Genomic DNA, 23,544 nt, shown 5'->3' with positions numbered 1-23,544 from the left:
GTGGGGTGGGGGTTCAGTAGGCGACCGTGGTGCGGACGGCCGCCACGAGCTTGTCGACGGTGGGGATCACCTTCTCCTCCAACGCATCCGCGAACGGAAGCGGCACGTTGGCGGCGGCGACCCGTTTGATCGGGGCGTCGAGGGACTCGAAGCCCTCCTCGGCGACGACGGAGACGACGGTGCCGCCCCAGCCGCCCTGATACGGGTTCTCCTCCACGACGACGAGTCGCGACGTCTTCGCGACGGACTCCAGGACGGTGGACATGTCGAGCGGGATGAGGCAGCGCAGGTCGATCACCTCGACGTCGATCCCGTCGCGGGCGAGTTCCTCCGCGGCGGTCAGCGCCAGCGGCACGGTGGCGGCCAGCGCCACGACCGTCACGTCGGCTCCGCTCCTTCTGACGGCGGCCTTCCCCAGCGGGATCACGTGGTCCGGCGGCGCCGGTGCGCCCTTGCTCGCGAAGAGGCCCTTGTGCTCGAAGAACACGACGGGGTCGTCGCTGCGGATGGCCGAGGCCATCAGGCCCACGACGTCGGCCGGGGTGGACGGCGCGACGATTTTGAGGCCCGGCACGGTCAGCGCCCAGTTCTCCACGGACTGCGAGTGCTGGGCGCCGAAGCCGAGCCCGCCGCCGTTGGCGGTGCGCACCACCAACGGGACCGTCACCTGGCCGCCCGTCATGTAGCGCACCTTCGGGATCTCGTTGGCGAGGTAGTCCCAGCAGCAGGCGAGGAAGTCGCTGAACATGATCTCGGCGACCGGCCGCATGCCCGTCATCGCCGCGCCCATGGCCGCGCCGACGATGGCCTGTTCGGAGATGGGGGTGTCCCAGACCCGGCCCGCGCCGAACTCGTCGAAGAGGCCCACGGTCGTCTTGAACACCCCGCCGGCGGCACCGATGTCCTCGCCGAGGCACACCACGTCCGGGTCCCGCCGCATCTCGCGCGCGATGCCCTCGGCGACGGCCTCCCGATAGGTGATCAGCTCCGCCATGTCGCGCTCCCGTCGGCCCACACGTCGGTGAACGCCTCGGCCGGGTCGGCGTCGGGCGCGTTCTTCGCCGCGTCGACGGCGGCGGCCACGTGCGCGGCGGCGCGCTCGTCGACCCGCCGGACGTCGTCCGGCGTGATGCCCTGCGCCTCCAGGTGGGCGCGGGCGATGTCGAGCGGGTCGTGCTTGAGCCAGCGCTCGACCTCCTCCTTGGGCCGGTACGCGCCGGGGTCGGTGCGGCTGTGCCCGTGGTGCCGGTACGTCTCGGCCTCGATGACGGTGGGCCCTTCGCCGGCGCGTGCCCGTTCGACCGCTTGCGCTACGGCGTCGCGGACCACGGTGACGTCATTGCCGTCGATGACCACGGCGGGGATCGAGTAGGCGGGGGCGCGGTCGGCGGCGGGGTGCGGCACGGCCGTCACCGCGCCGATCGGCGTGTACTCCATGTAGAAGTTGTTCTCGCAGATGAAAAGGACCGGCAGCTTCCAGACCGCGGCCAGGTTCAAGGCCTCGTGGAACGCCCCGATGTTGGTGGCGCCGTCGCCGAAGAACGCCACCGCCACCTGATCCGTGCCGCGCAGCTTCGCCGACCACGCCGCACCCGCCGCCATCGGCAGGTGCGCGCCGACGATCGCGTAGGAGCCCAGCATCCCGTTGGCGGCCTTGGTCAGGTGCATCGAACCGCCCTTGGCCCGGCAGACGCCGGTCGCCTTGCTCATCAGCTCGGCGAGGCACTCCTCGGCGGACGCGCCCATCGCCATGGCGTGATGGTGGCCGCGGTACGTGGCGAACACGTAGTCGTCGGGCCGCAGCGCCGCGGCGGTCCCGACGGCCACCGCCTCGTGTCCGGAGGCGAGGTGCGTGGTCCCCTTCACCAGCCCCGCCATGAACAGGTCGAACGCCGCCTTCTCGGTGCGGCGGATGACGGCCATCCGCTCGTACATGTCGAGCAGTGTCCTCATCGGACACTCCGGTTCAGGTGCGACTGCGCGGATCGGGTCGTGGGCAGCGGGCCGGTGGCCGTGTAGTAGCGCGAGCCGGCGACGAGCAGTTCCTCCGCGGGGAACTTGGTGATGACCTCGCACCCGTCGGCGGTGACCACGACCTCCTCCTCGATCCGGGCGGCGGACCACCCGTCGGAGCCCGGCCAGTACGTCTCCAGCGCGAACACCATCCCCTCCTCGAGCACCTCGGGATGCTCCAACGAGACGAGCCGGCTGAAGATGGGCTTCTCCCAGATGGACAGCCCGACGCCGTGCCCGTACTGCAACGCGAACGCCGCCTCCTCGTCCGGGAAGCCGAACTCCTGCGCGGTCGGCCACACGGAGACGATGTCGGCCGTGGTGGCGCCCGGCTTCACGAGCGCGATCGCCCGGTCCATGTACTCGCGGCAGCGCACGTAGGCGTCGCGCTGGGCGGGGGAGGCGCTGCCGACGGCGAAGCAGCGGTAGTAGCAGGTGCGGTAGCCCATATGGCTGTGCAGGATGTCGAAGAACGCCGGATCGCCGGGGCGGATCAGCCGGTCGGAGTAGACGTGCGGGTGCGGCGAGCAGCGTTCGCCGGAGATCGCGTTGACCCCCTCGACGTACTCGCTGCCCAGGTCGTACAGCACCTTGCTGACGAGGCCGACGCACTCGTTCTCGCGCACGCCGGGGCGCAGGAACGTGTACAGCTCCTCGTAGGCGGCGTCGACCATCGAGGCCGCCTGCGCCAGGAGGCCGATCTCGTCCGGGGTCTTGATCCGCCGCGCGTCGAGGAAGACCTGCTGCCCGTCGACGACGTCGAGGCCCTCGCGTTGCAACGCGGCGAGGATCGGCATCTCGATCAGGTCCACGCCGAGGGGCGCGTCGGCGAGGCCGTGTTCGCGCAGGACGTTCGCGACCTTGCGGGCGACCTCCTCGGCGATGCCGGCGTCGGGGTGGAACGCCCCGCGCAGCGTGGAGATGCCGGCCCGGGCCCGCTCCGTCCCGTCCAGCCACGGGTTGTAGAGCTGGTGGTGCTTGGCCGCCGACCCGAAGTCCCACAGCACCGGCTCCCCGCCGCGCGGCAGCACGGCGAAGCGGATCAGCTTGTCCATCGCCCAGGTGCCGATGTGCGTGGCGGTCATGTAGCGGATGTTGGCGAAGTCGAACGTGAGAAGTGCGCCCAGCGACGAACGTTCGAGGGCGCCGCGGAGGCGGGCGAGCCGGTCCTCACGCAGGCGGTCGAGGTCGAGCCGCTGCTCCCAGTCGACGGAGTTGGTGCCGAACGTGCGAACCGTCATGGCCGCGCTCCCTTGGGCCGCACCTGTTAAATCGTCGTTACCGGGAACTTACGAAGACGACGCCCCATCGTCAAGCAATACTTTACGCGGTAACCTGCACTCCACATCCTGGAAAGGATCACCCGTGGCCCTACCCCCGATCGGCGCCCGGCTGCGCGCGGCACGCGTGCGGCGCGGCGTCAGCGTGCGCGGGCTCGCCCGCGAGATCGGGGTGTCGGCCAGCCTCATCTCGCAGATCGAGACCGAGAAGAGCAGCCCGTCGGTCAGCACCCTGTACGCCGTCGCCACCGCGCTGGGGGTGCCGATCGAGGACCTGTTCGGCGAGGACGCACCGTCCACTGTGGACGTCGAGCCGGCGGCCGTGGTGGCGGAGGGCGGCGGCACCGCGCTGCTCACCGCGCTCGCCACGGCGCAGGCGGGCGCGCCCCGGCTCGGCCCCGTCGTCGCGCCGGCGCAGCGCGAGGTGCTCACCCTGGACTCCGGCGTCACGTGGGAACTGCTCGGTCGGGTGCCGGACAAGCACGTCGACTTCCTGCTCATCACCTACCGGCCGGGCGGCACCTCCTCCAGCGACGGCAACCTGATGCGCCACTCCGGCACCGAGTTCGGCTTCGTGGTGAGCGGGGAGCTGACGCTCACGCTCGGCTTCGACACGCACCGGCTGCGCGCGGGGGACTCGGTGTCGTTCGACTCGACGACGCCGCACGCCTACCGCAACGAGTCGACCGAGCCGGCCATCGGCGTCTGGTTCGTGCTCGAACGTTCATCGTGATTGAACGCTGACATCCGTCACCGGGTTCCGGTGACCGCGCGTACTAACGCGGCGACCATCCGTCCCGAAGGCTCAGCGGCATGTGGAGCACATACGCCGCCGCCGCTGCCCTGCTCGTGGCGGCGCCGGCCCCGGTTCAACTGACGCTGCCGGTACCGACCGGCCCCGACCGCATCGGCACCGTCTCCCTGCACCTGGTGGACTCCTCGCGACCGGACCCCTGGGTGCCGGCCGAACGGGTCCGCGAGCTCATGGTGCAGATCTGGTACCCCGCGAAGGAGACCCGGGGCCACCCGCGCGCGGGCTGGGTGACCCCCGGCGTCGCCGCCCGGATCAACCCGCCGGGCTCCGGCCTCGTGCTGCCGGTCACGCACGGGCACACCGGCGCGCCGGCCGCCCCGGGCCGCCGGCCGGTCGTCCTCTACTCGCCCGGCTTCGGGCTGGAACGCACCGGCAGCACCGCACTCGTCGAGGACCTCGCGAGCCACGGCTACGTCGTGGTGACGATCGACCACCCGCACGACGCGCAGTTCGTGGAGTTCCCCGACGGGCGGATCGCCGAGCACGCGGTCCCCGTCCCGACCGACCCCGAGGAGGCCGAACGCATCATCGGCAAGGCGCTCGACGTGCGCGTGGCCGACGTGCGGTTCGTGCTGGACCGGTTGGGTTCCGGGTCGCTGCGGCTGCCCCGCGGGCTCACCATGGACCTGGGCCGGGTGGGCATGTTCGGCTCGTCGCTGGGCGGCGCCACGGCGGCCGAGGCGATGCTGGCGGACCGGCGCATCAAGGCCGGCCTCAACCTGGACGGCAGCTTCCTCGGGCGGGTGCTCGACGAGGGGCTGGACCGGCCGTTCCTCATGCTGGGCTCCACGCACGGCAGCGACGGCGAGGAGGACGAGACCTGGACCCGGATGTGGGCCGGGCTGCGCGGCCCGCGCCACCACCTGGAACTCAACGGTGCCGGGCACCTCTCCTTCACCGACCTGCAGACGCTGCTGCCGCAGGCCGGCACGCCGCCGGCCGACGCCGAGCCGCTGATCGGCACGATCGACGCGCGCCGCTCGATCGCCGCGCAGCGCGCCTACATCCGCGCCTTCTACGACCGCTACCTGCGCGCCTGCGAGGCGCCGCTGCTCGACGGCCCGTCCCGCCGCTACCCCGAGATGCTCTTCCGCGGCTGATCCGGGTCCGCGCCGCCGATCTTGCAGTTGTGGCGCCCGACCCGCCCCCCTCGGGCATGCTTTGTCGCGGCCACAACTGCAAGATCGACGAGCGCCAGCGCGGCGCGGTCGGCGGGCGCCCGCGTCAGAGGGGGACGACCGTGCCGGTCTCCCGGGCGCGTTCGGCGGCCCAAACGACGCGGTGGCTGAGCAGGCTGGACGCGGCGTCGGACGGGAGGAGCGTGGGGTCTCCCGTCTCCACCGCCGCGAGGAAGACGTCGGTGATCGCGGTGTCGCCGCCGTGGTGCCCGTCGCCGCCCGTTCCCTCCAGGGCGCCGGTGTCGATGGTGCGCGTCGCGCCCGTGCGGAAGTCCGTCACGTGCAGGAGCGTGTTGTCGCCGTCGATGTAGCCGTGCGTCCCGAAGAGCCGGGTCCGTCGTCCTTCCATCGGGGTGAACGCCGTGAGCGTGAACGCGCACGTCGCCCCGTCGGCGAAGGACATCGACACCACCTGGTGGTCCACGACGTCGTTGTGTCCACTGTAGACACACCGGCCGTACGGACCGGTCCGCAGCGCGCGTTCCACGCCCTCGGGGGTGTGCTCCGCCGTGACCGCCGACAGCGGCCAGAACTCCGCGTCCGGATCGCCGAGGCAGGAAAGGTACAGCCGCTTCGCCGAGTACGGGCAGGACGGCTCCACCGGACAGGTCAGGCAGTTGTCCGTCGCGCCGGCCGGCTTCTCCTCCGGACGGAAGTGGCTGAGGCCGCCGAACGAGCTCACCCGCGCCGGCGCCGTCCCGAACAGGTACAGCAGCCAGTCGATGTCGTGGCAGGCCTTGGTCAGCAGCAGCGGTGCCGAGGTGCGGCTGCTGTTCCAGTGCCCGCGCACGAACGAGTGCGCGAAGTGCCACCACCCGATGGGTTCCAGGTGCTGGACGCTGACGAGCCGGCCGACGGCGCCCTCGTCGAGCAGCCGTTTGAGCGCCTCCGTGTACGGGGTGTAGCGCATGACGTGGCACACGGCGAAGATGACGCCCGCCTTCTCCACCGCGGCGGCGATGCGCAGCGCGTCGTCCTCGGTGGTGGCCATCGGCTTCTCGAGCAGGATGTGATACCCCAGCTCCGCGAACGCCACCGTCGGGTCGGCGTGCATCTGGTCCTGGGTGGCGACCACGACGGCATCGCCCACCCGCCCGGCGGCGGCGAGGTCCCGCCAGTGTGCGAAGACGAGTTCGCCCGCGATCCCGAACTCCGCCGCGAACTGCGCGCGTCGCTGCGGGTCCGGCTCGGCGACGGCCACCACGCGGGCGCGCCCCGAGGCGACGGCCCGGCGGGCGTACCCGATCCCGCGCAGCCCGGCCCCCGCCACGACCAGTCGCAATCCGTCGACGGTCATGCCCCGACTACAGTCATGGTTCGCGCCCTTCTCGGATACTTTTGAAACTATCCAGCATTAGTAGGCGCTCAGGGGCACGGACGTCAAGGGGTAGGCACGTGACTGAACCGCTCGGGGGGAACCTGTCGCGCCTGCGGCAGCTCAACACGCTCGCCGTGGTGCACGCGCTGCGGCGGCAGTCGCCGCTCACGCTCACCGAGGTCGCGAAGGCCGCCAACCTCTCCCGGCCGGCCACCGAGGAGGTGCTCCGCGACCTGGAGGCCCAGGGCTGGGTGGCCCAGGTGGACCCGGTCGCCGGATCGATGGGCCGCCCGGCCCGGCGGTACCGGTTCCGGGCGGACGCGGGTCATGTGCTGGGCGTCGACATCGGCGGGCACACGGTGCGCGCGATCGTGGCCGACCTCGACGGGGAGCTGCGCCACTCCGAACGCCGTTCGGTCTCGGTCGCCGCCGGCCGCGCCGAACGCCTGCGCGTCGTCGACAAGGTGATCGCGGAGTGCCTCGCCGGCGCCGGCCTGACGGGGGCCGACCTGTGGGCCACGACGGTCGCCACGACCGGGTTCGTCGACGCCGACGGGCGGGTCGTGCTGAGCGTCGGGCTGCCCGAGTGGACCGGCGTCCACCTGGGCGAACACGTCAGCGGCCGGGTGTCGGGCCCGGTCCTGGTGGAGAACGACTGCCGCCTCGCCGCGCTGGCCGAGACGTGGCGCGGCGTCGCGCGGTACGCCGAGCACGTCGTGTACCTGCTCGCCGGACTGCGCACCGGCGCGGGGCTGGTGATCGACGGGCGGCTGCACCGGGGGTTCGCGCGCGCCGCCGGGGAGATCGGCGCGCTGCCGGAGATGGGCTGGATCCGCGCCCAGGAGCACCTGCGGGGCTGGTCCGGGGCGCCCGCCGGCACCGACCCCGACGAGGTGGTCGCCCTGGTCTTCGCCGCCGCGCGGGACGGCGACCGCGGCGCGCTGGCGGCCGTGCGCCGCTACGTGCGGGACCTCTCGATCGGTGCCTCCGCGCTGGTCCTCGCGCTCGACCCCCAGCTGGTCGTCCTCGGCGGCGGATTCTCCCGCTCGGCCGACGTGCTGCTGGAGCCGTTCCATCGGGAACTGGAGAAGAGGTGCGTACGGACGCCGGAGGTCCTCCCGTCGGCGCTCGGCGACGACGCGGTGGCTCTGGGTGCGGTCAAGCACGCGCTGGACCACCTGGAGCAACACATCTTCGACCCGGGCAACGGACTGGCGGCACCGGAGCCACCACAGCGCCCCTGAAAGACGTGCTCTTGACAGACTTATGAAGGAGACTGTTAATAGTGGGGTAATCGCGCAGTGACCTGCGTCTCTTCTCCTCCTGCAACGGAGACCCCATATGACCAGTCGAATGAGGCACGGGCTCGCCGCGATGGTGTCCCTCGTCCTCGCCGTGGCATTAGCCGGCTGCGGTGACGACGACGAGGCGGCGGACGGCCCGGCGACCCTGTCCTACGCCGTGTGGGACGTCAACCAGGTGCCCGTCATGGAGGAACTCGCCGCGGCGTTCACCAAGGACCACCCGGACATCACCGTCAAGGTGCAGATGACCCCGTGGGCCGACTACTGGACCAAGCTGCGGGCGGCGGTCAGCGGCGGCGAGGCGCCCGACGTCTTCTGGATGAACGGCCCCAACTTCCAGCTCTACGCCGACAACAAGGTGATCGCGCCGCTCGACGAGCGCATCAAGGACGCCAAGCTCGACCTGGGCGTGTACCCGAAGGCGCTGGTCGACCTGTACACGTTCGAGGGCAAGGTGTACGGGCTGCCGAAGGACTTCGACACCGTCGGGGTCTGGTACAACAAGGAACTCTTCACCGCCGCCGGGGTGCCCTTCCCGAAGGACGGCTGGACGTGGGCCGACTTCAAGAGCGCGGCTGCGAAACTCACCGACCCGGCCAAGGGCGTGTACGGCATCGGCGCCGGCGTCGGCTCGGCGCAGGAGTACTACTACAACACCATCTACCAGGCCGGCGGCCAGGTCATCTCGCCCGACGGCAAGAAGTCCGGCTTCGACCAGCCGGCGAGCATCGAGGGCCTGCGCTTCTGGACCGACCTCATCAAGGCCAAGCAGTCGCCCGACATCAAGACGATGACCGACACCCAGCCGATCCAGCTCTTCGAGGCCGGCAAGCTCGCCATGTACTGGGGCGGCTCGTGGAACGTCACCGAGTTCGGCAAGAACGACTACACGAAGACGCGCGTGGACGCGGGACCGCTGCCGATGGGCGTCAAGAAGGCCAGCATCATCCACGGCGTCGCGAACGTCGTCTCGGCCAAGACGAAGTACAAGAACCAGTCGTGGGAGTTCGTGAAGTTCCTCGGCTCCCAGCCGGCGGCCGAGATCCTGGGCAAGAAGGGCCCGATCCCCGCCTACAACGGCACGCAGGCCGCCTGGAAGCAGGCGAACGCCGCGTTCAACGGACAGGTCTTCCTCGACGCGGTCTCCTACGCGGTGCCGTATCCCGTCTCCCGTAACACCGCGGCCTGGAACGAGGCCGAGACCAAGCACCTGACCCGCGCCTACAACGGCGAGGTCGACATCGAAACCGCCGCCAAGGCCCTGGCCGCGGAGATGAACGACCTGCTGGCCAAGGAGTAGGGCCGATGACGGTCACCGAGTCGGGCACCACGCGGGCGAACCCCGCCGTGGTGCCCGCACCGGGCCCCCGCAAGCGGCGGTCCTGGCGCAGCGGCACCGGCGAGGCGCTGTGGGGCTATCTGCTCATCGCGCCGACCGGCCTCGGGCTGGCGGTGTTCTACCTGTGGCCGGTGCTGCAGACGGCGTACTTCTCGTTCACCGAGTGGGGGCCGTTCGGTGGGCACGAGTGGATCGGCCTGGAGAACTACGAGACGCTCGCCGGCGACGAGGACGTGCTGCGCGCGCTCGGCAACACCGTGCTGTACACGCTCGTCGGGTTGCTCGGCATCCCGGTCGCGGTGGTGCTCGCCGCGCTGCTGAACCGGCGCGGGCTGCGCGGCGTTGCGGTGTACCGGGCGCTCTTCTTCCTGCCGGTCGTCACGATGCCGGTGGCCGTCGCGATGGTGTGGCGGTGGATGTACAACGGCGACTACGGGCTGCTGAACCAGGCGCTGTCGGCCGTCGGCGTCGAGGGTCCACATTGGATAGCCGACCCGGCGACCGCGCTGTACGCCCTTGCGCTGGTGGGCATCTGGAGCTCGATCGGCTACAACCTCGTCATCTTCCTCGCCGGGATGCAGGCCATCCCGCGGGAACTGTACGAGGCGGCCGAGATCGACGGAGCCGGCGCGGTGGCGCAGTTCCGGACCGTGACGTTGCCGATGCTCTCGCCGTCGATCTTCTTCGTCTCGGTCGTCTCCGTCATCGGCTCGCTGCAACTGTTCGACCTGGTGTACGTGATCGGGGGGAGCGGGCAGACCGCCCGGGGGAATCCGGCCTACCCGCGCATCCAGACCGTGGTGGCGCTCTTCTACGAGAAGGCGTTCGTCACCAACGACCGCGGCTACGCGGCGGCGATCGTGATGGCGCTGCTGCTGCTGATCGTCGCGCTGACCGCCGTGCAGTTCCGGCTGCAGAAGAAGTGGGTGCACTATGCGTAGCAAACACCGGGGCACCCACGCGGTGCTGGCGCTCAGCGCGCTGCTGATGGTGGTGCCGTTCGGGTGGCAACTCCTCACCAGCGTCAAGACGCTCTCCAGCGCCACGCGTGTGCCGCCGACGGTGCTGCCGGAGTGGCAGTGGTCCAACTACGCCAAGGTTTTCGAGCAGTTGCCGTTCGGGCAGCAGTTCCTCAACACGGTGCTGATGGCCGCCGGGCGCACCGTCGGGCAGGTGCTGTTCTGCTCGATGGCCGCGTACGCCTTCGCGCGGCTGCGCTTCCCCGGACGCAACCTCCTGTTCGGGGTGTTCCTCGCGGTGCTGATGGTGCCGCCGCCGCTGTTCGTCATCCCGCAGTACGAGATCATGGCGGACCTGGGCTGGCTCAACACCTTGCCGGCGCTGATCGTGCCGGGGCTGTTCAGCGCGTTCGGTGTGTTCCTGCTGCGGCAGTTCTTTCTCGCCATGCCGAAGGAGCTGGACGAGGCGGCGCGGCTCGACGGGGCGTCGCCGTGGCGGATCTACTGGAGCGTCATGCTTCCCCTGGCGCGTCCGGGCCTGCTGGCGCTCGCCGTACTCGCCGTTCTCTGGTCGTGGAACGACCTCTTCTGGCCGCTGGTCGTCAACACCGACCCCGAGCGGATGACGCTCTCGGCCGGCCTGGCCGCGTTGCAGGGGCAGTTCCAGACGGACTATCCGGTGCTGATGGCCGGCTCGGTGCTGGCCTCGCTGCCGGTGATGGTGGTGTTCGTCGTGATGCAGCGGCGGGTCATCGAAGGAATCGCGTTGAGTGGGAACAAGGGATGATCCGGGAAATCATTGCGGCGGCGATGGTCGCCGTGCTGCCGGCGCCGGCCGCGCCGGATGCGGCTGTGGGGCAGCAGGTCGCCGTCCCCGCGTACTTCTACCCCGGCGGTGACACGGCGGGACTCTGGGAACGCTTCTCCGCACCCGGCACGGGCATCGTCGTGGCGAACCCGTTCTCCGGGCCGGGGAAGACCCGCGATCCCGCCTACGCGGCGGCCATCTCCGCGGCACGTGCCAACGGGGTGCGGGTGCTCGGCTACGTTCCCACCGGATATCTGGGTACGACGGGCCGGCAGACCCGACTCGGCGAGACCACGGCGGCGGCCTGGTCCGCCCAGGTGCAGCAGGACGTGGAGACCTGGTACCGGCTCTACGGCGGCGACGGCCTCGGCGGCGTCTTCTTCGACGAGGTGCAGAACGTCTGCGGCGACAGGGACGCGTACGCGACGACATACCGGGAGTTGGACCGGCACACGAAGGCGTGGCACCGCGGCGCCTTCACCGTCATCAACCCCGGCATCACCACGGAGGAGTGCTACGCCGACGTCGGCGACGTCATCCTCACCTTCGAGGGCACGTACGAGTCCTATGTGGACTGGCAGCCGCCCGCCTGGCACCGCACGCTCGACCCGCGCCGGCTGTGGCACCTGGTGCACGGCACCGCCACCGAGGAACGCCTCGACGAGGCGCTGCGCCTGAGCAAGCGCCGCAACGCCGGCTACGTCTACGTGACGCCCGACGTCATGGCCAACCCGTGGGACACCCTGCCGCCACCGTCCTATTGGGACCGTGAGCTGGCGGGCCTCGCGACCGGCGACCACACGCCGCCCCGGGTGCCCGGGACACCGCGCGCCACAAGGGTTTCCGCGACGGAGGTCGCCCTCGCCTGGCCGCCCGTGCGGGAGGCGGTCGGCTACGACGTCCTGCTCGACGGCGTGCGCGTCGTCGGTGTCTCCACGCCGAAGGCGACCCTGCGCGACCTGGATCCCGCGCACCGTTACCGGATCAGCGTGGTGGCCGTCGACCGGGCCGGCAACGCGTCGGCGCCGTCGCGTGCGCTCACCGTCACGACGGCCCGCCCCGACCGCCGCCCACCGGCGAGCCCGGCGAACGTGCGCGCGGCTGAGACGGGTGTCGCACATGTGCGCCTGGCGTGGGACGCCGTAACGGATGCGGTGGCCTACGACGTCTACATCAACGGATCGAGGCTGCTCACCGTGATGACCCCCGGCGTACCGGTGAGCGGCCTCGAACCGTCCACCGGGTACGCGTTCACCGTGGTCGCCCGCGACCGCACCGGCAACGCGTCGGCGCCGTCGGCCCCGCTGGCCGTCACCACGACGACGCCGGTCGGTGACCCGATCACGAATCCCGGCGGTGCGATCGGCGCCACGGAGGTCACCTACGAGGCCACGTACACGCTGCCGTTCGACTTCCACCACGTCTTCGTCGACACCGACAACGACGCGGCGACCGGCTTCGTGACCGGCGACATCGGCGCCGACCTGCTCATCGAGAACGGCTGGTTCTACCGGCACACCGGCACCGGCTGGAACTGGACCCCGGTGGACGGCCCGAGCCCGCTGGTCTCCACTGTGGACGGTCACTACGTGTGGCGGATCCCCGTCGCCATGGCACCGGCGCCGCACCGTGTCGTCTTCCACGGCGCCGGCGGTTCACCGGATTACAGCACCACGTCCATCCCGATCGGCTGAACCGGACGGGCCCGCGATCCGTAAGAGCCCGCGCGGGCCCGCCCTACCCCCTCATACGGCCCGAAGGAGTGAGATGTCCCGCAAACGCATCGCCGCGATTCTCGTGGCGGCGTGCGCACTGTCCCTGGTCGCGTTCCGCGTCCTGCCCGCCAGCGCCCAGATCACCGGACAATCGGCCACCAACACCGCGAGCACCGTCACCTACACCTACCGCTACACCGGCTCACCGGCGTTCCTGCGCGTCTACGTCGACACCGACCGCAACGCCGCCACCGGATACGCCGGCGGCGGGGTCGGTGCCGAGTTCCTGCTGGAGAACGCCGCGCTGTACCGGCACAACGGCAGCGGCTGGAGCTGGACCCAGGTGGCCACCGTGACGCACAGCGGCTCGGGCGGCACGGCCACGTGGACCGTGAACCGCGCCGACCTCGGCGAGACGGCCACCCCCAACGACGCCGACCTCGTCTTCCAGACCGAGTCCCCGCTGGACACCTCGGCGAAGTACACGCACGTCTACAGCGGCGGCGGCACCTCACCGAGCCCGTCGACCGGCCCCGGCACGCCCGGCACCGTCACGTACCAGGCGGACGGCACGGTCTTCGCCAATCCGGAGCGCGGCTTCTACCACCACACGACCGACTGCGACGCCGCCGACTTCAACCAGGCGACGCTGACCGGCTACCGCACGAACGAGAACATCTCGCTCGTCATGTGCATCTTCTACCTGGCGTCGTTCAAGAACTCGGCGATCAGCGCCGACGCCCTCGCGCGCTTCCAGCGGCAGGCCGACACGGTGCGCGCGGCCGGCCTCAAGATGATCGTGCGCTTCGCCTACACCACGTCGGAGGCGGGCGACGACGCCCCGGTGAGCCGGGTGCTCCAACACCTCGACCAGCTGGCGCCCTACCTGCGCAACAACGTCGACGTCATCCACGTCGTGCAGGCCGGCTTCGTCGGCGCCTGGGGCGAGTGGTGGTACACCCAGAACTTCGGCAACGCGGGCAACGTGACGCAGGCCGACTGGGCCAACCGCAAGGCCGTCGTCGACAAGCTGCTGAGCGTGCTGCCCTCGCAACGGATGGTGCAGCTGCGCACGCCGAAGTTCAAGCGCACGCTCTACGGCACCACGCCGGTCTCCTCCGGGCAGGCCTACGGCGGCTCCACGCTCGCCCGCGTGGGGCACCACAACGACTGCTTCCTGGCCAGCGCGGACGACTTCGGCACCTACGAGAACCCGTCGGTCGAGTACCCGTACCTGGCCTCCGACACGCAGTTCGTGGCGATGGGCGGCGAGACGTGCGCGCCCAACGCGCCGCGTTCGGAGTGTGCGACGGCCACGCAGGAGATGGCGCAGTTCCACTGGAACTACCTGAACGCCGACTACCGCCCGGAGGTGCTCAGCAGCTGGAGCGGCTGCATCGCCGACGTGCGGCGCAACCTCGGACACCGCTTCCAGCTCACGACGGGTACCTACCCGACGACGGCGAGCGGCACGCTGGCGGTCAGATTCGCCGTGCGCAACGTCGGCTACGCGGCGCCGTTCAACCCCCGCGGCCTGGAACTGGTGCTGCGCAACACGAGCACCGGCACCGTCTACAAGCGACAGTTGAGCGCCGACCCGCGCCGCTGGGCATCGGGCGGAACGTCCACAGTGGACCAGACGGTGTCGCTGTCCGGCGTGCCGGCCGGTAGCTACCGGCTCCTGCTCAACCTGCCCGACGGCGCGTCCTCGCTGGCGTCCCGGCCGGAGTACTCGCTGCGGCTGGCCAACACGGGGGTGTGGGAGCCGGCGACCGGCTTCAACGACCTCCAGCACACGGTGACCGTTTCCTGACGGGGTAGGACCGGCGGCGCGCTCCAGGGGTGAAGCGCGCCGCCGGTCACGGGGGGAATAAGGTCAGTGCCGGCCGCCCCGGATGAGAAGTGCGGCGGCGGCCCCGAGCACACACGTGCCGGCGATGAACATCCACCCGCGCCCGAACGCGTCGAGCGCCGCGGCCGGGGTGCGCGGCGAGCCGAGCACGCTGACCAGAACGGCGACGCCGAGCACCGCGCCGAGCTGGCGTCCCATCGTGACGATGCCGGAGCCCGTCGCCAGCCGTTCCTCCGGAAGTGCCGCCGTGGCGACGGCGACCACGGTCGGCAGCGCCAGGCCGACGCCGAACCCGACGACGATCAGCCCGGGCAGGAAGTCGGCCGCGTAGTCCGGCGTGGCCTCCAGCCGGAGCGCCAGGGAGAGCACGCCGGCGCCGAGCAGCGCGATACCGACGGCGGTGACCGGCCCGGCACCGATCCGTCTGATCAGCGGGCCCGCGCCCACCGCGACGGCCGGCACCATGAGCGGCCCGGGTGCCAGCGCGAGGCCGGTGCGCAGGGCCGAGTAGCCCCAGACGTCCTGCACCCACAGCGCCGACGCCAGCAGGAGAGCGGCGAACGCCACCGTGAACAGCAGCGCCGCGACGACGGCGGCCCCGAACGTCGGGATCCGCAGCAGCGGCAGCTCGACGACGGGGGCCGGATGGCGGGCCGACCGCGCCAGGAACCAGCGCACGAGCACGAGCGTGGCGATGACGCTGCCGATCACCCGCCACGAGGTCCAGCCCCAGTCGTCGGCGCGCACCAGGGCGAGGGAGAGCACGCCGACGGCGACCGTGAGCAGGACGGCCCCCGGCAGGTCCGGCGCGCGCCCGGGTTCCGTCGACCGCACGTCCGGCAGGACCCGCGGGCTCACCAGCAGCGCCAGCACGCCGACCGGAACGTTGATGACGAAGACCCACCGCCAGTTCACCTCGACGAGGAGGCCGCCGACGACCGGTCCGAGCGCCGCGGCTATCCCGCCGACCGCGCTCCACGCGCGGACCACCGCCGTCCGGCGTGCTACCGGCGTGGCGGCCAGCAGCAGCGCCAACGACGTCGGCAGGAGCGCGGCGGCGCCCAGGGCCTGGATCACCCGCGCGGCGACGAGGAACGCCACGCCGGGCGCCGCGGCGCACAGCAGCGAACCGACGGTGAACACGGTCAGGCCCAGCATGAAGCCGCGCCGGTGGCCGCTGCGATCCGCGAGCCGTCCGCACACCACCAGCAGGGCGGCGAAGACGATCGCGTATGCGTTCAGCACCCAGGAGAGGGCGTCGAGCGACGCGCCGTCGAAGTCGCGCCCGATGTCCGGCAGGGCGACGTTCACCACGAACAGGTCGAGGTTGGAGACGAAGACGGCGACCAGCACGGTGCCGAACACGGCCCGCGGGTCGGACGTCCTCGTGGTCAGGGCGGTCATGCGGCGGCCACGAAGTCGACGACCTTCTCGATGACGCCGGGGTCGCCGAGGATCCGGTTGTGGCCCAGACCCGTGGTGGTCACGAGCCGGGCCTTGGGCCACGCGTGCGCGATGGACTCGCCGTCGGTGAACGGGACCAGCGGGTCGTGCTGGTCGTGCACCACCAGCGTCGGGGGCGTCCGGGCGATCCGGCCGATCTCGGTCACCTCGTAGCTGCGGACGGGGTGACCCAGGGCGCGTTCGACCTCGGCGAGCAGGCGCCGGTAGGCGGGCTCGCGCATGCCGAGCGCGTCGGCGAACGGCCGGGCGGCCGTCTGGATGCTCGCCCCGGGAGCGATCAGCGCGAGCCGCCCGGTGGGCAGACCGTCGCGGACGGCGTTCGCGGCGGCGCCGGCACCCATGGAGTGCGCGATGATCGCCCGGGCCGGACCGTACGCCGTCGCGATCGCGTGCAGCGAGTTCACCAGGTCCTGCGAGTTCACATACTGCCCGCCGGTGGTGCCGGCCCGGGTCCGTCCGTGGGCCGGCCAGTCGAACGCCACGACCCGCAACCCGCGCGCGGTGAACGGCTGCACGAAACCGGCCAGCTGCCCGATCTCGCCCCCGAACCCGGGTACGAGGTAGACCGTCGGCCCCGCACCCCACACCTGCCCGGCCAGCCGCAGCCCGTCGAACTCCACCGACACGCTCCGCCCGTCCGGCGGGACCGGGCGTGACCGTAGGCGCGGCACCCGGAAGAACAGCCGCTCGGCCCATCGGGCGGCGACCGCCGGCACGGTGCGATCCAGCACCGCGAACGCCGCCCGTATCGGCACGGGCGCGGCTTTGCGCGCGGTCGTCGGTGTTCCGGGAAGTACGTGTTGCGGCATGCCCTCAGGCTGGTCGGCGATGCTCTCACCGACCAGATCAGTTACCGCTCACGCCGCCCGGCTGAGTACGCTCGCGGCGCGCCGAGTCTTGTGGGGGAGGACGTGGTCAGGTTAGGGGACGAGCCGGGTACGTTCGTCGGACGCGCGGCGGAGTTGGAATCCCTGATCCCGCTGGTGCGGGAGCGGGCCGGCAGCGCGCTGGCCTACGTGCACGGGCCGGCGGGCATCGGCAAGAGCGCCCTGCTGAGCCGCCTCCGCGACGAGGCCGTCGGGATCGGCCGGCCGGTGGCCGTGCTCGCACCGGGCGGGCGCCCGGACGGCCTGGCCGCCCTCGCTTCCCCGGTCGTCGTGGTCGACGGCGTGGAGACCGTCACCGATCCGGCGGGATGGCTGCGTGGCGCCCTGCTACCGGCCGTTCCGGACGGGGCGCTGGTGCTGCTCGCCGGGCGCGGGCGCCCGGATCCGCAGTGGTGGGTAGAACCGGTCTGGGACCACGACATCGTCGCGTACGAACTGGACGGCCTCGAACCCGAAGCGGCGCACGCCCTCCTGGAGAGCTATGGATTTCCCGGGGAAATTCGGTCGTCTGCAGTGGCGTACAGCGAGGGCTACCCCGCGGTGCTGTGCGGGGCGCTCGACACTCCCGCGCAACCGGCCGACTGGAGCCCGTCGGCGGAGCGTCGCCGCGAACTCCTCGACCGGATCGTCGGCGTGGTGCCGTCGCCGGAACACCAGCAGGCGTTGGAGGTCTGCGCGCTCGCGCTGACGACCAACGAGGCGGTGCTGCGACAGGTGGTGAACGACCAGGCCGGCTCGGTGTTTCGCTGGATGCGCGCCCTGCCGTTCCTGCGGGCGCAGCCGGGCGGCCTCGCGCCGATGGGTGCCGTTCGGCGACTCATCAGCGACGAGCTGCGCTCCCGAGACCCGGCAGCCTACCGACGCCTGCACCGAACACTGCGGGAGCACTTCGTCGGCGCCGTTCGTCGGGGCGTCGGCGAATTCTTGGAGTCCGGGCTGGACGCAGTCGGTTATCTGCACCGGCGTGTCACCGCGGCCGAGGCGCTGATCGACACCGACCGCCACGAGGGGGAACTACGCCGTTGCGACCACGAGGCGCTGGTCGCGCTGGCCGGTGCGGCGCACGGCCCTGCCCTGGCGGAGGTCACGCGGTTCTGGCTCGCTCGCGATCCCGCCGGATTCCGGGTCCGGTGGGACGCCCGCACCGGGGCGGTCGAGGCGTTCACGCTCTGGTTGCGGCTCGCGGGGCGGATGGACGCGGAGGCGACAGCCGACCCGGCCGTCGCCGCGATCCGGCGGTACGTCGAGGCGGCCGGACCGGTCACGTCGGACGAGGCGATTACCGTCGGCAGGTTGTTCGTGCGGTCGGTCACCTCGCGTTCGCTGGAGCGGGTGGCCGAGACCCAACTGCTGTCCCGGGCCGTGCGCGCCGGCTGGCCCGGCTGGACCTTCCTTCTCCAGCCACCGGGTGCCGAGTGGCACAGCCTGTCGGCCTACTTCGACCTGTACCCGTTCGGCCCGGACCCGACGGGTGAGGGGAATGGTGTGATCCTCGGTCGCGACTGGCGGCGCAGCCCGCTGGGCGGATGGCTCGACCAGGTCGACGAACGCATCTTCGACGGGGCGCGGTCGCACGGCCGTCCGTTGACGATGCCACGCGGCGATTTCGACGATGAGGTCAGGCGTGCCCTACGCCACCTGCGCGATCGTCGCGGGCTGGAAACCAGTCCGTTGCTGCGTACCAGGCTCGTGGCCGACGCGGTGGACGGTGCCGCCGCGCTCCGGTCGGCGATCCGCGACGCGGTCGAGTCCCTGAAGGACCGGCCCGACGGGATGAAGCAGTTCCGGGCGGTCAGCACGGCGTATCTCAGCGGTGTTTCCACCCAGGACGCCGCCGCGGCCCGACTGGGCGTTCCGATCAGCACCTTCCGCCGCCATCTCGCACTCGGCGTGCGCGGTGTTTGCGACCGGCTGTGGCGCGAGCAGTTCCGCGTGCGCTCGGACGTTGGGCACCGGGAAGCCGGTTGAGCGTTGCGGGAGCGGGCACGGCGGGGGCGAACCGGATCAGGGATCGGCTGGGTTCGACGCGGCGACGCATGTTCGTCGGCCGGGATCATGAGCGGCAGCTGTTCCGAGCGATGCTCGCCGCCCCGGAGGGGCACGGCCCGCTGCTGTACCTGCACGGGCCGGGCGGAATCGGTAAGAGCGTGCTGCTTCGTCACTTCGCGGAACTCGCCGACACGGCGGGCCGCGAGGTGGTGTCGGTCGACGGGCGGGTGGTCGAGCCGGTGGGTGAGACCCTGCGCGACCTGGCCGCCGCTCGGACCCGCCCGGGCACGGTCGTCCTGGTGGATTCGCTCGAACGATTCGCCGACGCGCGGGCAGGGCTGTGGCCGGAACTGGCGGCGGCACCCGCGGACCGGGTGATAACCGTGGTCGCCGGTCGTGAACGGCCTGACATCGCGGTCGGCGGTGCGGCGCCGGCCGGCGAGATCGGGTTGGCCGAACTGGATGCCGACGACGCGGTCCGGCTCCTTCGGGCACGCGGTGTCGAGCCGGCCTATGACGAACCGGTCCTCGCCTTCGCCGGCGGTCATCCGCTCGCGCTCAGCCTCGTCGCTGCCGGGCTGGCCGGACACGACGGAGTCCCGCGCGGGTGGACCCCACCGCGGGACGTCGTCACCACGCTGCTCAGCCAGGTGATCGGAGACCTGCCGTCGCAGCGGCATCGGCGCGCCCTCGAGGTGTGCGCACACACGGCGGTCACCACCGAGCCGTTACTGCGCGGCACCGTCGACCGGCAGGCCGCCGGTGAGCTGTTCTCCTGGCTCGCCGGGCTTCCGTTCATCGAGCGGACGCGCCACGGGCTGGTCCCGCACGGAATAGCCCGGCGCACGATCGAGGCCGACCTGCGGTGGCGCGATCCGCAGGGCTACCGGTCGATGCACCAGGGGATCACCCAGCACCTGGTCGAGCTGCTCTACGAGGATGACGAATCGGCGGCTGCCGGACACGCGCGTTCCCTCGGCTACCTGCTGCGCGAAGCACCGGTGATCCGCCGGTACCGGTTGGACTCATGGCCGGGCGACGTCGTTGAGGACGCCGTGCGTCCGGAGGACCGGTCGGTTCTGCTCGCCATGACCGATCGGACCGAGGGTGCGCGATCGGCGGAGCTGATGGAGTGTTGGCTCGACCGCTCGCCCGAGGCGTTCACGGTCTACCGGGGCAGAGATCTCGGCAACCCGATCGCCTTCATGACGTGGCTGCGGATCACCGCGGCCGACGGGACTGCTGTCGCCGATGACCCGGTGGCGTCGCTGGCCTGGGAGCATGCCAACCTCGCCGAGCCCGTCGGCGACCGCGAACATGTGGCGATCGCGCGCTTTCTCGTCGATCCGGCCGCGTATCAGCGCCCGTCCACGGTGACGAACCTGATGTGGTCGCGGCAGCTGGTCAACTGGTGCCGATACCCCGGACTAGCCTGGTCCTACCTGGCTTTGGCCGACCCGGCCTTCTGGGGTGCGCTGATGAGCTACCTCGGCCACGACGCGATCGAGCCGAGCGTCGAGGTCGCCGCTCGGCACTACACGGTGTTCGCCCGGAACTGGCGAACGACGACCGTCGGAGCGTGGCTGGCGGCGCTGGGCGCGAACGAGGCCGGCGCGGGCACGTCGGAAGCCGTCGGATCGCAAGGGCTGTCCCGGGCCCAGCACGACGCGGCGGTCCGCGCTGCGCTGCGGGCCTGGCACCGCCCCGACGCACTGGCCGCCAGCCCGCTCCTGCGCCACCGCCCGGCGGGCGGGACCCGGGCCGGAGAATCGTCCGAGGCGCTTCGGGATCTGCTCGTCGAAGCGGTCGACGCGCTGTCGGCGAACCCCACCGAGGCGATCTACCACCGGATCCTCGCGGCCACCTTCTTCCATCCGAACCTCACCCAGGAGGCCGCGGCCCAGCGGCTCGGCATTCCGTTCGGCACGTACCGGCGCCACCTGGCAACCGGAACGCGCCTGGTGAGCAACTACCTGTGGCAGCGGAACCGCGGCCCTGACGGGTGATCCGTCGAGAGGAGAGCACTTTGCAGGCGTTCCGGGGACCGCAGGTCCGTGCGGTCGGGAGACGCACGTTCGTCGGTCGGGACCGCGAACTCGCCGGCTTCCGTGCCGCGCTGGCCGGTGAACCGGGCGCCTACACCGTGCTGTTCCTGCACGGCGTCGGCGGCGTGGGCAAGTCCACGCTGCTGCGCCAGTTCGCCGCAACGGCGTCGGCGGCCGGCCGGAGCGTGATCGAGGTCGACTGCGGGCGGATCACCGGCTCGGTGGCGGAGTTCGAGGAGGAGGCCGCCGCGGCCGTGACGGCGGACGCGCCCGTGCTTCTGGTCGACACGTTCGAGCGGTGCCGGAACCTCGAAGGTTGGCTGCGGGAACACTTCCTGCCGCAGTTGCCGGCCGGAGCCGTCGTGGTGATCGCCGGTCGGCATCCCTGCGATCCGCTGTGGGCCGCGGACGAGGCGTGGGTCGGGTTGCTGCGCATTGCGGCCCTGGGCGAGCTGGCCCGCCCGGACGCCACCGACCTGCTGCGCCGGCGCGGTGTGCCCGAGGAGCACCAGGAGGCGGTGCTGCGATTCGCCGGCGGGCATCCGTTCGCTCTGAGCCTCGCCGCTACGGTGCCGGGTGAGGCGCTCGGCCACCGTTCCGGGGTCGCCTCGACCGTCGACGTCGTGACCGCACTGCTCCGCCAGCTGATCGGCGATGTGCCTTCGGCGCGGCACCAGCGGGCGCTGGAGGTCTGTGCGCATGCGTGGCGCACGACGGAGGATCTCCTGCGCGTGTTCGTCGGGTCGGCGGCCGCCGAGACCTTCGCGTGGCTGCACGCGCAACCGTTCGTCGAGAGTTCGGGCGACGGGCTGTTCCCGCATGACGTGGTGCGCGGTGTGCTCGACGCGGACCTGCGCTGGCGTGACCCCGATGGCTACCTGGCCACCCGGGACCGGCTCATCGACCACCAGCTCGAGCGGATCCAGGCCGCCAGCGGCCGGGCGCTGCGGTCCGCGGCCCGCGCGGTCTACCACCTTGTCCGGGAGGGGGAGATCCTGCCGGACATCGGCGTGCCCGACGATGCCGAGGGATACCACGCCGGGCCGGTCCGAGATGAGGACGTGCCCGCCATGCGCCGAATTCTCGCCGAGGTGCACAACGAGGAGTCGGTGGCGATCCTCGACTTCTGGATGCAGCGCGACCCGACCGGCTTCGAGGTGTATCGCCGGGTGAGCGACGGCGCCGTGCGCGGCTTCTCGCTGTTCCTGTGGCTCGAGGAGAACGATGCCGGGGCCGCTGCGGCCGATCCCGTGGTGGCGGCGGCCTTCGAGCACGCCGGCCGTGCCCCGAGCCGTCCGGGGGAACAGATTCTGGTGGCCCGCCTGCTCGTCCCGACCGCCCGCCGCCTGCCGTTCCAGATCACCCATTTGATGCGCGTACGGATGACCGAGGCGTACCTCCACTCACCCCGTCTGTCGTGGAGCTTCTTCGTCACCACGGACGACGCGGTCGCGATGACCATGGAATTGTTGAGCCACCGAAAAATGCCGACCAGGCCGCGGATCGGGGCGAGAAGCTTCAACGTGTACGCCCACGACTGGCGGGCCATGCCTAAGCGCCAGTGGCTGCGAAAGGTCGCGACCTGGACGTACTTCGGCCGCCCCGCGGCCGAGGACGCCGCCACGCCGACGGTGGACGTGCTGTCGCGGTCCGAGTTCGATGCGGAGGTGCGGGCCGCGCTGCGTGGGCTGCGCCGTACACATACCCACCTGGGCGGGCGCCTCCTGCGGACCCGCATGGTGCTCGACCGCTGCGACGCGCGCCGCTCGCCGGCCGAGGTGCTCGCCCGCCTGCTCACCGACGCCATCGACACGCTGGGCGGCGATCCCCGGGAGGCGAAGGTGCACCGGGCGCTGGTGACGACGTATCTCGAGGGGCTCACCCAGGAGGCCGGCGCCGATCGGCTCGACACCCCGCTGGTCACCTACCGGCGGCAGGTGAGTCGCGGCACGGCGCAGGTGGTCGAGCTGCTCTGGCGCAAGGAACTGTCCAGCCTCGGTTGACGAGGTTTGCGCGTCGTCTCAGGCTCGCGACTTCACCACCGCGTCGCCGGCCGCGGCCGCGTCCGCGTAGAAGCGCACCAACTCCGCGAAGATGCGCGGCAACGCCTCCTCCACCACGTCGAAGGAGTACGCGTCGGCGCGCATCCGCTCGTGGCGCGCGGCGCGTAGTTCCTCGAACGCGACGGTCGCCAGGTATTGCGCCACCGCGCGGACGTCGTCCGGCATCAGGACGTTGAGGCCCTCGTCGTCGAGCCGGATAGCACCGTCGCCGACGACGTGCGACGCGGGCGGGTCGCCGCCCTCCTCGAGCCCGGTCAGCGCGATGTGCAAGGCGTGCCAGGCGCGGTGCGTGTCCATCCCGGCGACGGGTCGCACGTGCGGATGCACCCCGGCGAGCGCGTCGGAGGTGCGGGCGGCCGGCAGCGGGTCGGCGAGAAGCCGCGCCATGTCGTCGGCGGCGATCCGAGCGAGCCAGGTCCAGGTTCCCACGCGGCGGATGGTACGGCCCGCCGCGGCGTGCGTCCTGCGATCAGGGGCGGTGACAGGATCTTGACGCAACCGTTCCGCTCACGGATT

18 protein-coding genes are annotated in these 23,544 nt (G+C 71.5%); 11 read left to right on the top strand and 7 right to left on the bottom strand.

Features of this window, described 5'->3' with window-relative positions; all coding sequences use genetic code 11:
- Positions 1-13: 13 nt before the first annotated feature.
- From Val02_RS25490 to Val02_RS25480, 3 genes are read right to left on the bottom strand one after another with little or no spacing between them, the layout of a single operon-like run.
- Positions 14-994, bottom strand: a complete 981-nt coding sequence (locus tag Val02_RS25490) for an alpha-ketoacid dehydrogenase subunit beta (RefSeq protein ID WP_203901722.1) — start codon at positions 992-994, stop codon at positions 14-16.
- A complete protein-coding gene (locus Val02_RS25485; protein WP_203901721.1) occupies positions 982-1,953 on the bottom strand; it encodes a thiamine pyrophosphate-dependent dehydrogenase E1 component subunit alpha in 972 nt (323 codons plus the stop codon). The genes Val02_RS25490 and Val02_RS25485 overlap by 13 nt, the downstream gene beginning before the upstream one ends.
- Positions 1,950-3,254, bottom strand: coding sequence for a M24 family metallopeptidase (locus tag Val02_RS25480; RefSeq protein WP_203901720.1), 1,305 nt, complete (start codon positions 3,252-3,254; stop codon positions 1,950-1,952). Before Val02_RS25480 ends, Val02_RS25485 begins: the two co-directional genes overlap by 4 nt.
- A 124-nt stretch (positions 3,255-3,378) precedes the next feature.
- Between Val02_RS25480 and Val02_RS25475 the strand changes: the two genes are divergently transcribed.
- Together Val02_RS25475 and Val02_RS25470 are read left to right on the top strand one after the other, a co-directional pair.
- Positions 3,379-4,026: a cupin domain-containing protein gene (locus Val02_RS25475; RefSeq protein WP_203901719.1), complete on the top strand. Its 648-nt coding sequence runs from the start codon at positions 3,379-3,381 to the stop codon at positions 4,024-4,026.
- A gap of 80 nt (positions 4,027-4,106) precedes the next feature.
- Entirely contained in the window at positions 4,107-5,207 is a 1,101-nt protein-coding gene (locus tag Val02_RS25470; RefSeq protein ID WP_203901718.1) for an alpha/beta hydrolase family protein, read from the top strand.
- Positions 5,208-5,331: 124 nt separating this feature from the next.
- On the opposite strand, the gene Val02_RS25465 is transcribed toward Val02_RS25470, so the two are convergent.
- Positions 5,332-6,582, bottom strand: coding sequence for a Gfo/Idh/MocA family protein (locus Val02_RS25465; protein ID WP_203901717.1), 1,251 nt, complete (start codon positions 6,580-6,582; stop codon positions 5,332-5,334).
- A gap of 98 nt (positions 6,583-6,680) precedes the next feature.
- Here Val02_RS25465 and Val02_RS25460 point away from each other — a divergent pair, with 98 nt between their 5' ends.
- The 6 genes from Val02_RS25460 to Val02_RS25435 all read left to right on the top strand — a co-directional run bounded on the left by Val02_RS25460 (position 6,681) and on the right by Val02_RS25435 (position 14,541).
- Positions 6,681-7,847 (top strand): ROK family transcriptional regulator, encoded by a 1,167-nt coding sequence (locus Val02_RS25460; RefSeq protein WP_203901716.1) that lies wholly within the window; start codon positions 6,681-6,683, stop codon positions 7,845-7,847.
- 97 nt (positions 7,848-7,944) lie between these two features.
- On the top strand, positions 7,945-9,207 hold the full coding sequence (locus Val02_RS25455; RefSeq protein ID WP_203901715.1) for an ABC transporter substrate-binding protein: 1,263 nt from the start codon (positions 7,945-7,947) through the stop codon (positions 9,205-9,207).
- A gap of 5 nt (positions 9,208-9,212) precedes the next feature.
- Positions 9,213-10,187: a carbohydrate ABC transporter permease gene (locus tag Val02_RS25450; RefSeq protein WP_203901714.1), complete on the top strand. Its 975-nt coding sequence runs from the start codon at positions 9,213-9,215 to the stop codon at positions 10,185-10,187.
- The gene (locus tag Val02_RS25445; protein ID WP_203901713.1) at positions 10,180-10,992 is read left to right on the top strand and encodes a carbohydrate ABC transporter permease; all 813 of its coding nucleotides are present in this window, start codon (positions 10,180-10,182) and stop codon (positions 10,990-10,992) included. The genes Val02_RS25450 and Val02_RS25445 overlap by 8 nt, the downstream gene beginning before the upstream one ends.
- The gene (locus Val02_RS25440; protein WP_203901712.1) at positions 10,989-12,707 is read left to right on the top strand and encodes a spherulation-specific family 4 protein; all 1,719 of its coding nucleotides are present in this window, start codon (positions 10,989-10,991) and stop codon (positions 12,705-12,707) included. Before Val02_RS25445 ends, Val02_RS25440 begins: the two co-directional genes overlap by 4 nt.
- 73 nt (positions 12,708-12,780) lie before the next feature.
- Entirely contained in the window at positions 12,781-14,541 is a 1,761-nt protein-coding gene (locus Val02_RS25435) for a DUF4832 domain-containing protein (protein ID WP_203901711.1), read from the top strand.
- Between the two features lie 63 nt (positions 14,542-14,604).
- Here Val02_RS25435 and Val02_RS25430 read toward each other — a convergent pair whose 3' ends face one another.
- Together Val02_RS25430 and Val02_RS25425 are read right to left on the bottom strand one after the other, a co-directional pair.
- Entirely contained in the window at positions 14,605-15,984 is a 1,380-nt protein-coding gene (locus Val02_RS25430; protein WP_203901710.1) for an MFS transporter, read from the bottom strand.
- Positions 15,981-16,799, bottom strand: coding sequence for an alpha/beta fold hydrolase (locus tag Val02_RS25425; protein ID WP_203901709.1), 819 nt, complete (start codon positions 16,797-16,799; stop codon positions 15,981-15,983). Before Val02_RS25425 ends, Val02_RS25430 begins: the two co-directional genes overlap by 4 nt.
- A gap of 156 nt (positions 16,800-16,955) precedes the next feature.
- Between Val02_RS25425 and Val02_RS25420 the strand changes: the two genes are divergently transcribed.
- From Val02_RS25420 to Val02_RS25410, 3 genes are all read left to right on the top strand, one after another.
- The gene (locus Val02_RS25420) at positions 16,956-18,899 is read left to right on the top strand and encodes a P-loop NTPase family protein (protein WP_203901708.1); all 1,944 of its coding nucleotides are present in this window, start codon (positions 16,956-16,958) and stop codon (positions 18,897-18,899) included.
- A gap of 68 nt (positions 18,900-18,967) precedes the next feature.
- A complete protein-coding gene (locus Val02_RS25415; RefSeq protein ID WP_203901707.1) occupies positions 18,968-20,926 on the top strand; it encodes an AAA family ATPase in 1,959 nt (652 codons plus the stop codon).
- A gap of 20 nt (positions 20,927-20,946) precedes the next feature.
- Positions 20,947-22,968, top strand: a complete 2,022-nt coding sequence (locus Val02_RS25410) for an AAA family ATPase (RefSeq protein WP_203901706.1) — start codon at positions 20,947-20,949, stop codon at positions 22,966-22,968.
- 18 nt (positions 22,969-22,986) lie between these two features.
- On the opposite strand, the gene Val02_RS25405 is transcribed toward Val02_RS25410, so the two are convergent.
- The gene (locus Val02_RS25405; RefSeq protein WP_203901705.1) at positions 22,987-23,457 is read right to left on the bottom strand and encodes a DUF1877 family protein; all 471 of its coding nucleotides are present in this window, start codon (positions 23,455-23,457) and stop codon (positions 22,987-22,989) included.
- Positions 23,458-23,544: the final 87 nt, after the last annotated feature.

It is taken from the genome of Virgisporangium aliadipatigenens (assembly GCF_016863615.1).
Taxonomy (GTDB): domain Bacteria; phylum Actinomycetota; class Actinomycetes; order Mycobacteriales; family Micromonosporaceae; genus Virgisporangium; species Virgisporangium aliadipatigenens.
The sequence above is the reverse complement of the archived record's forward strand: the minus strand, read 5'-3'. Positions and strand labels throughout refer to the sequence as shown.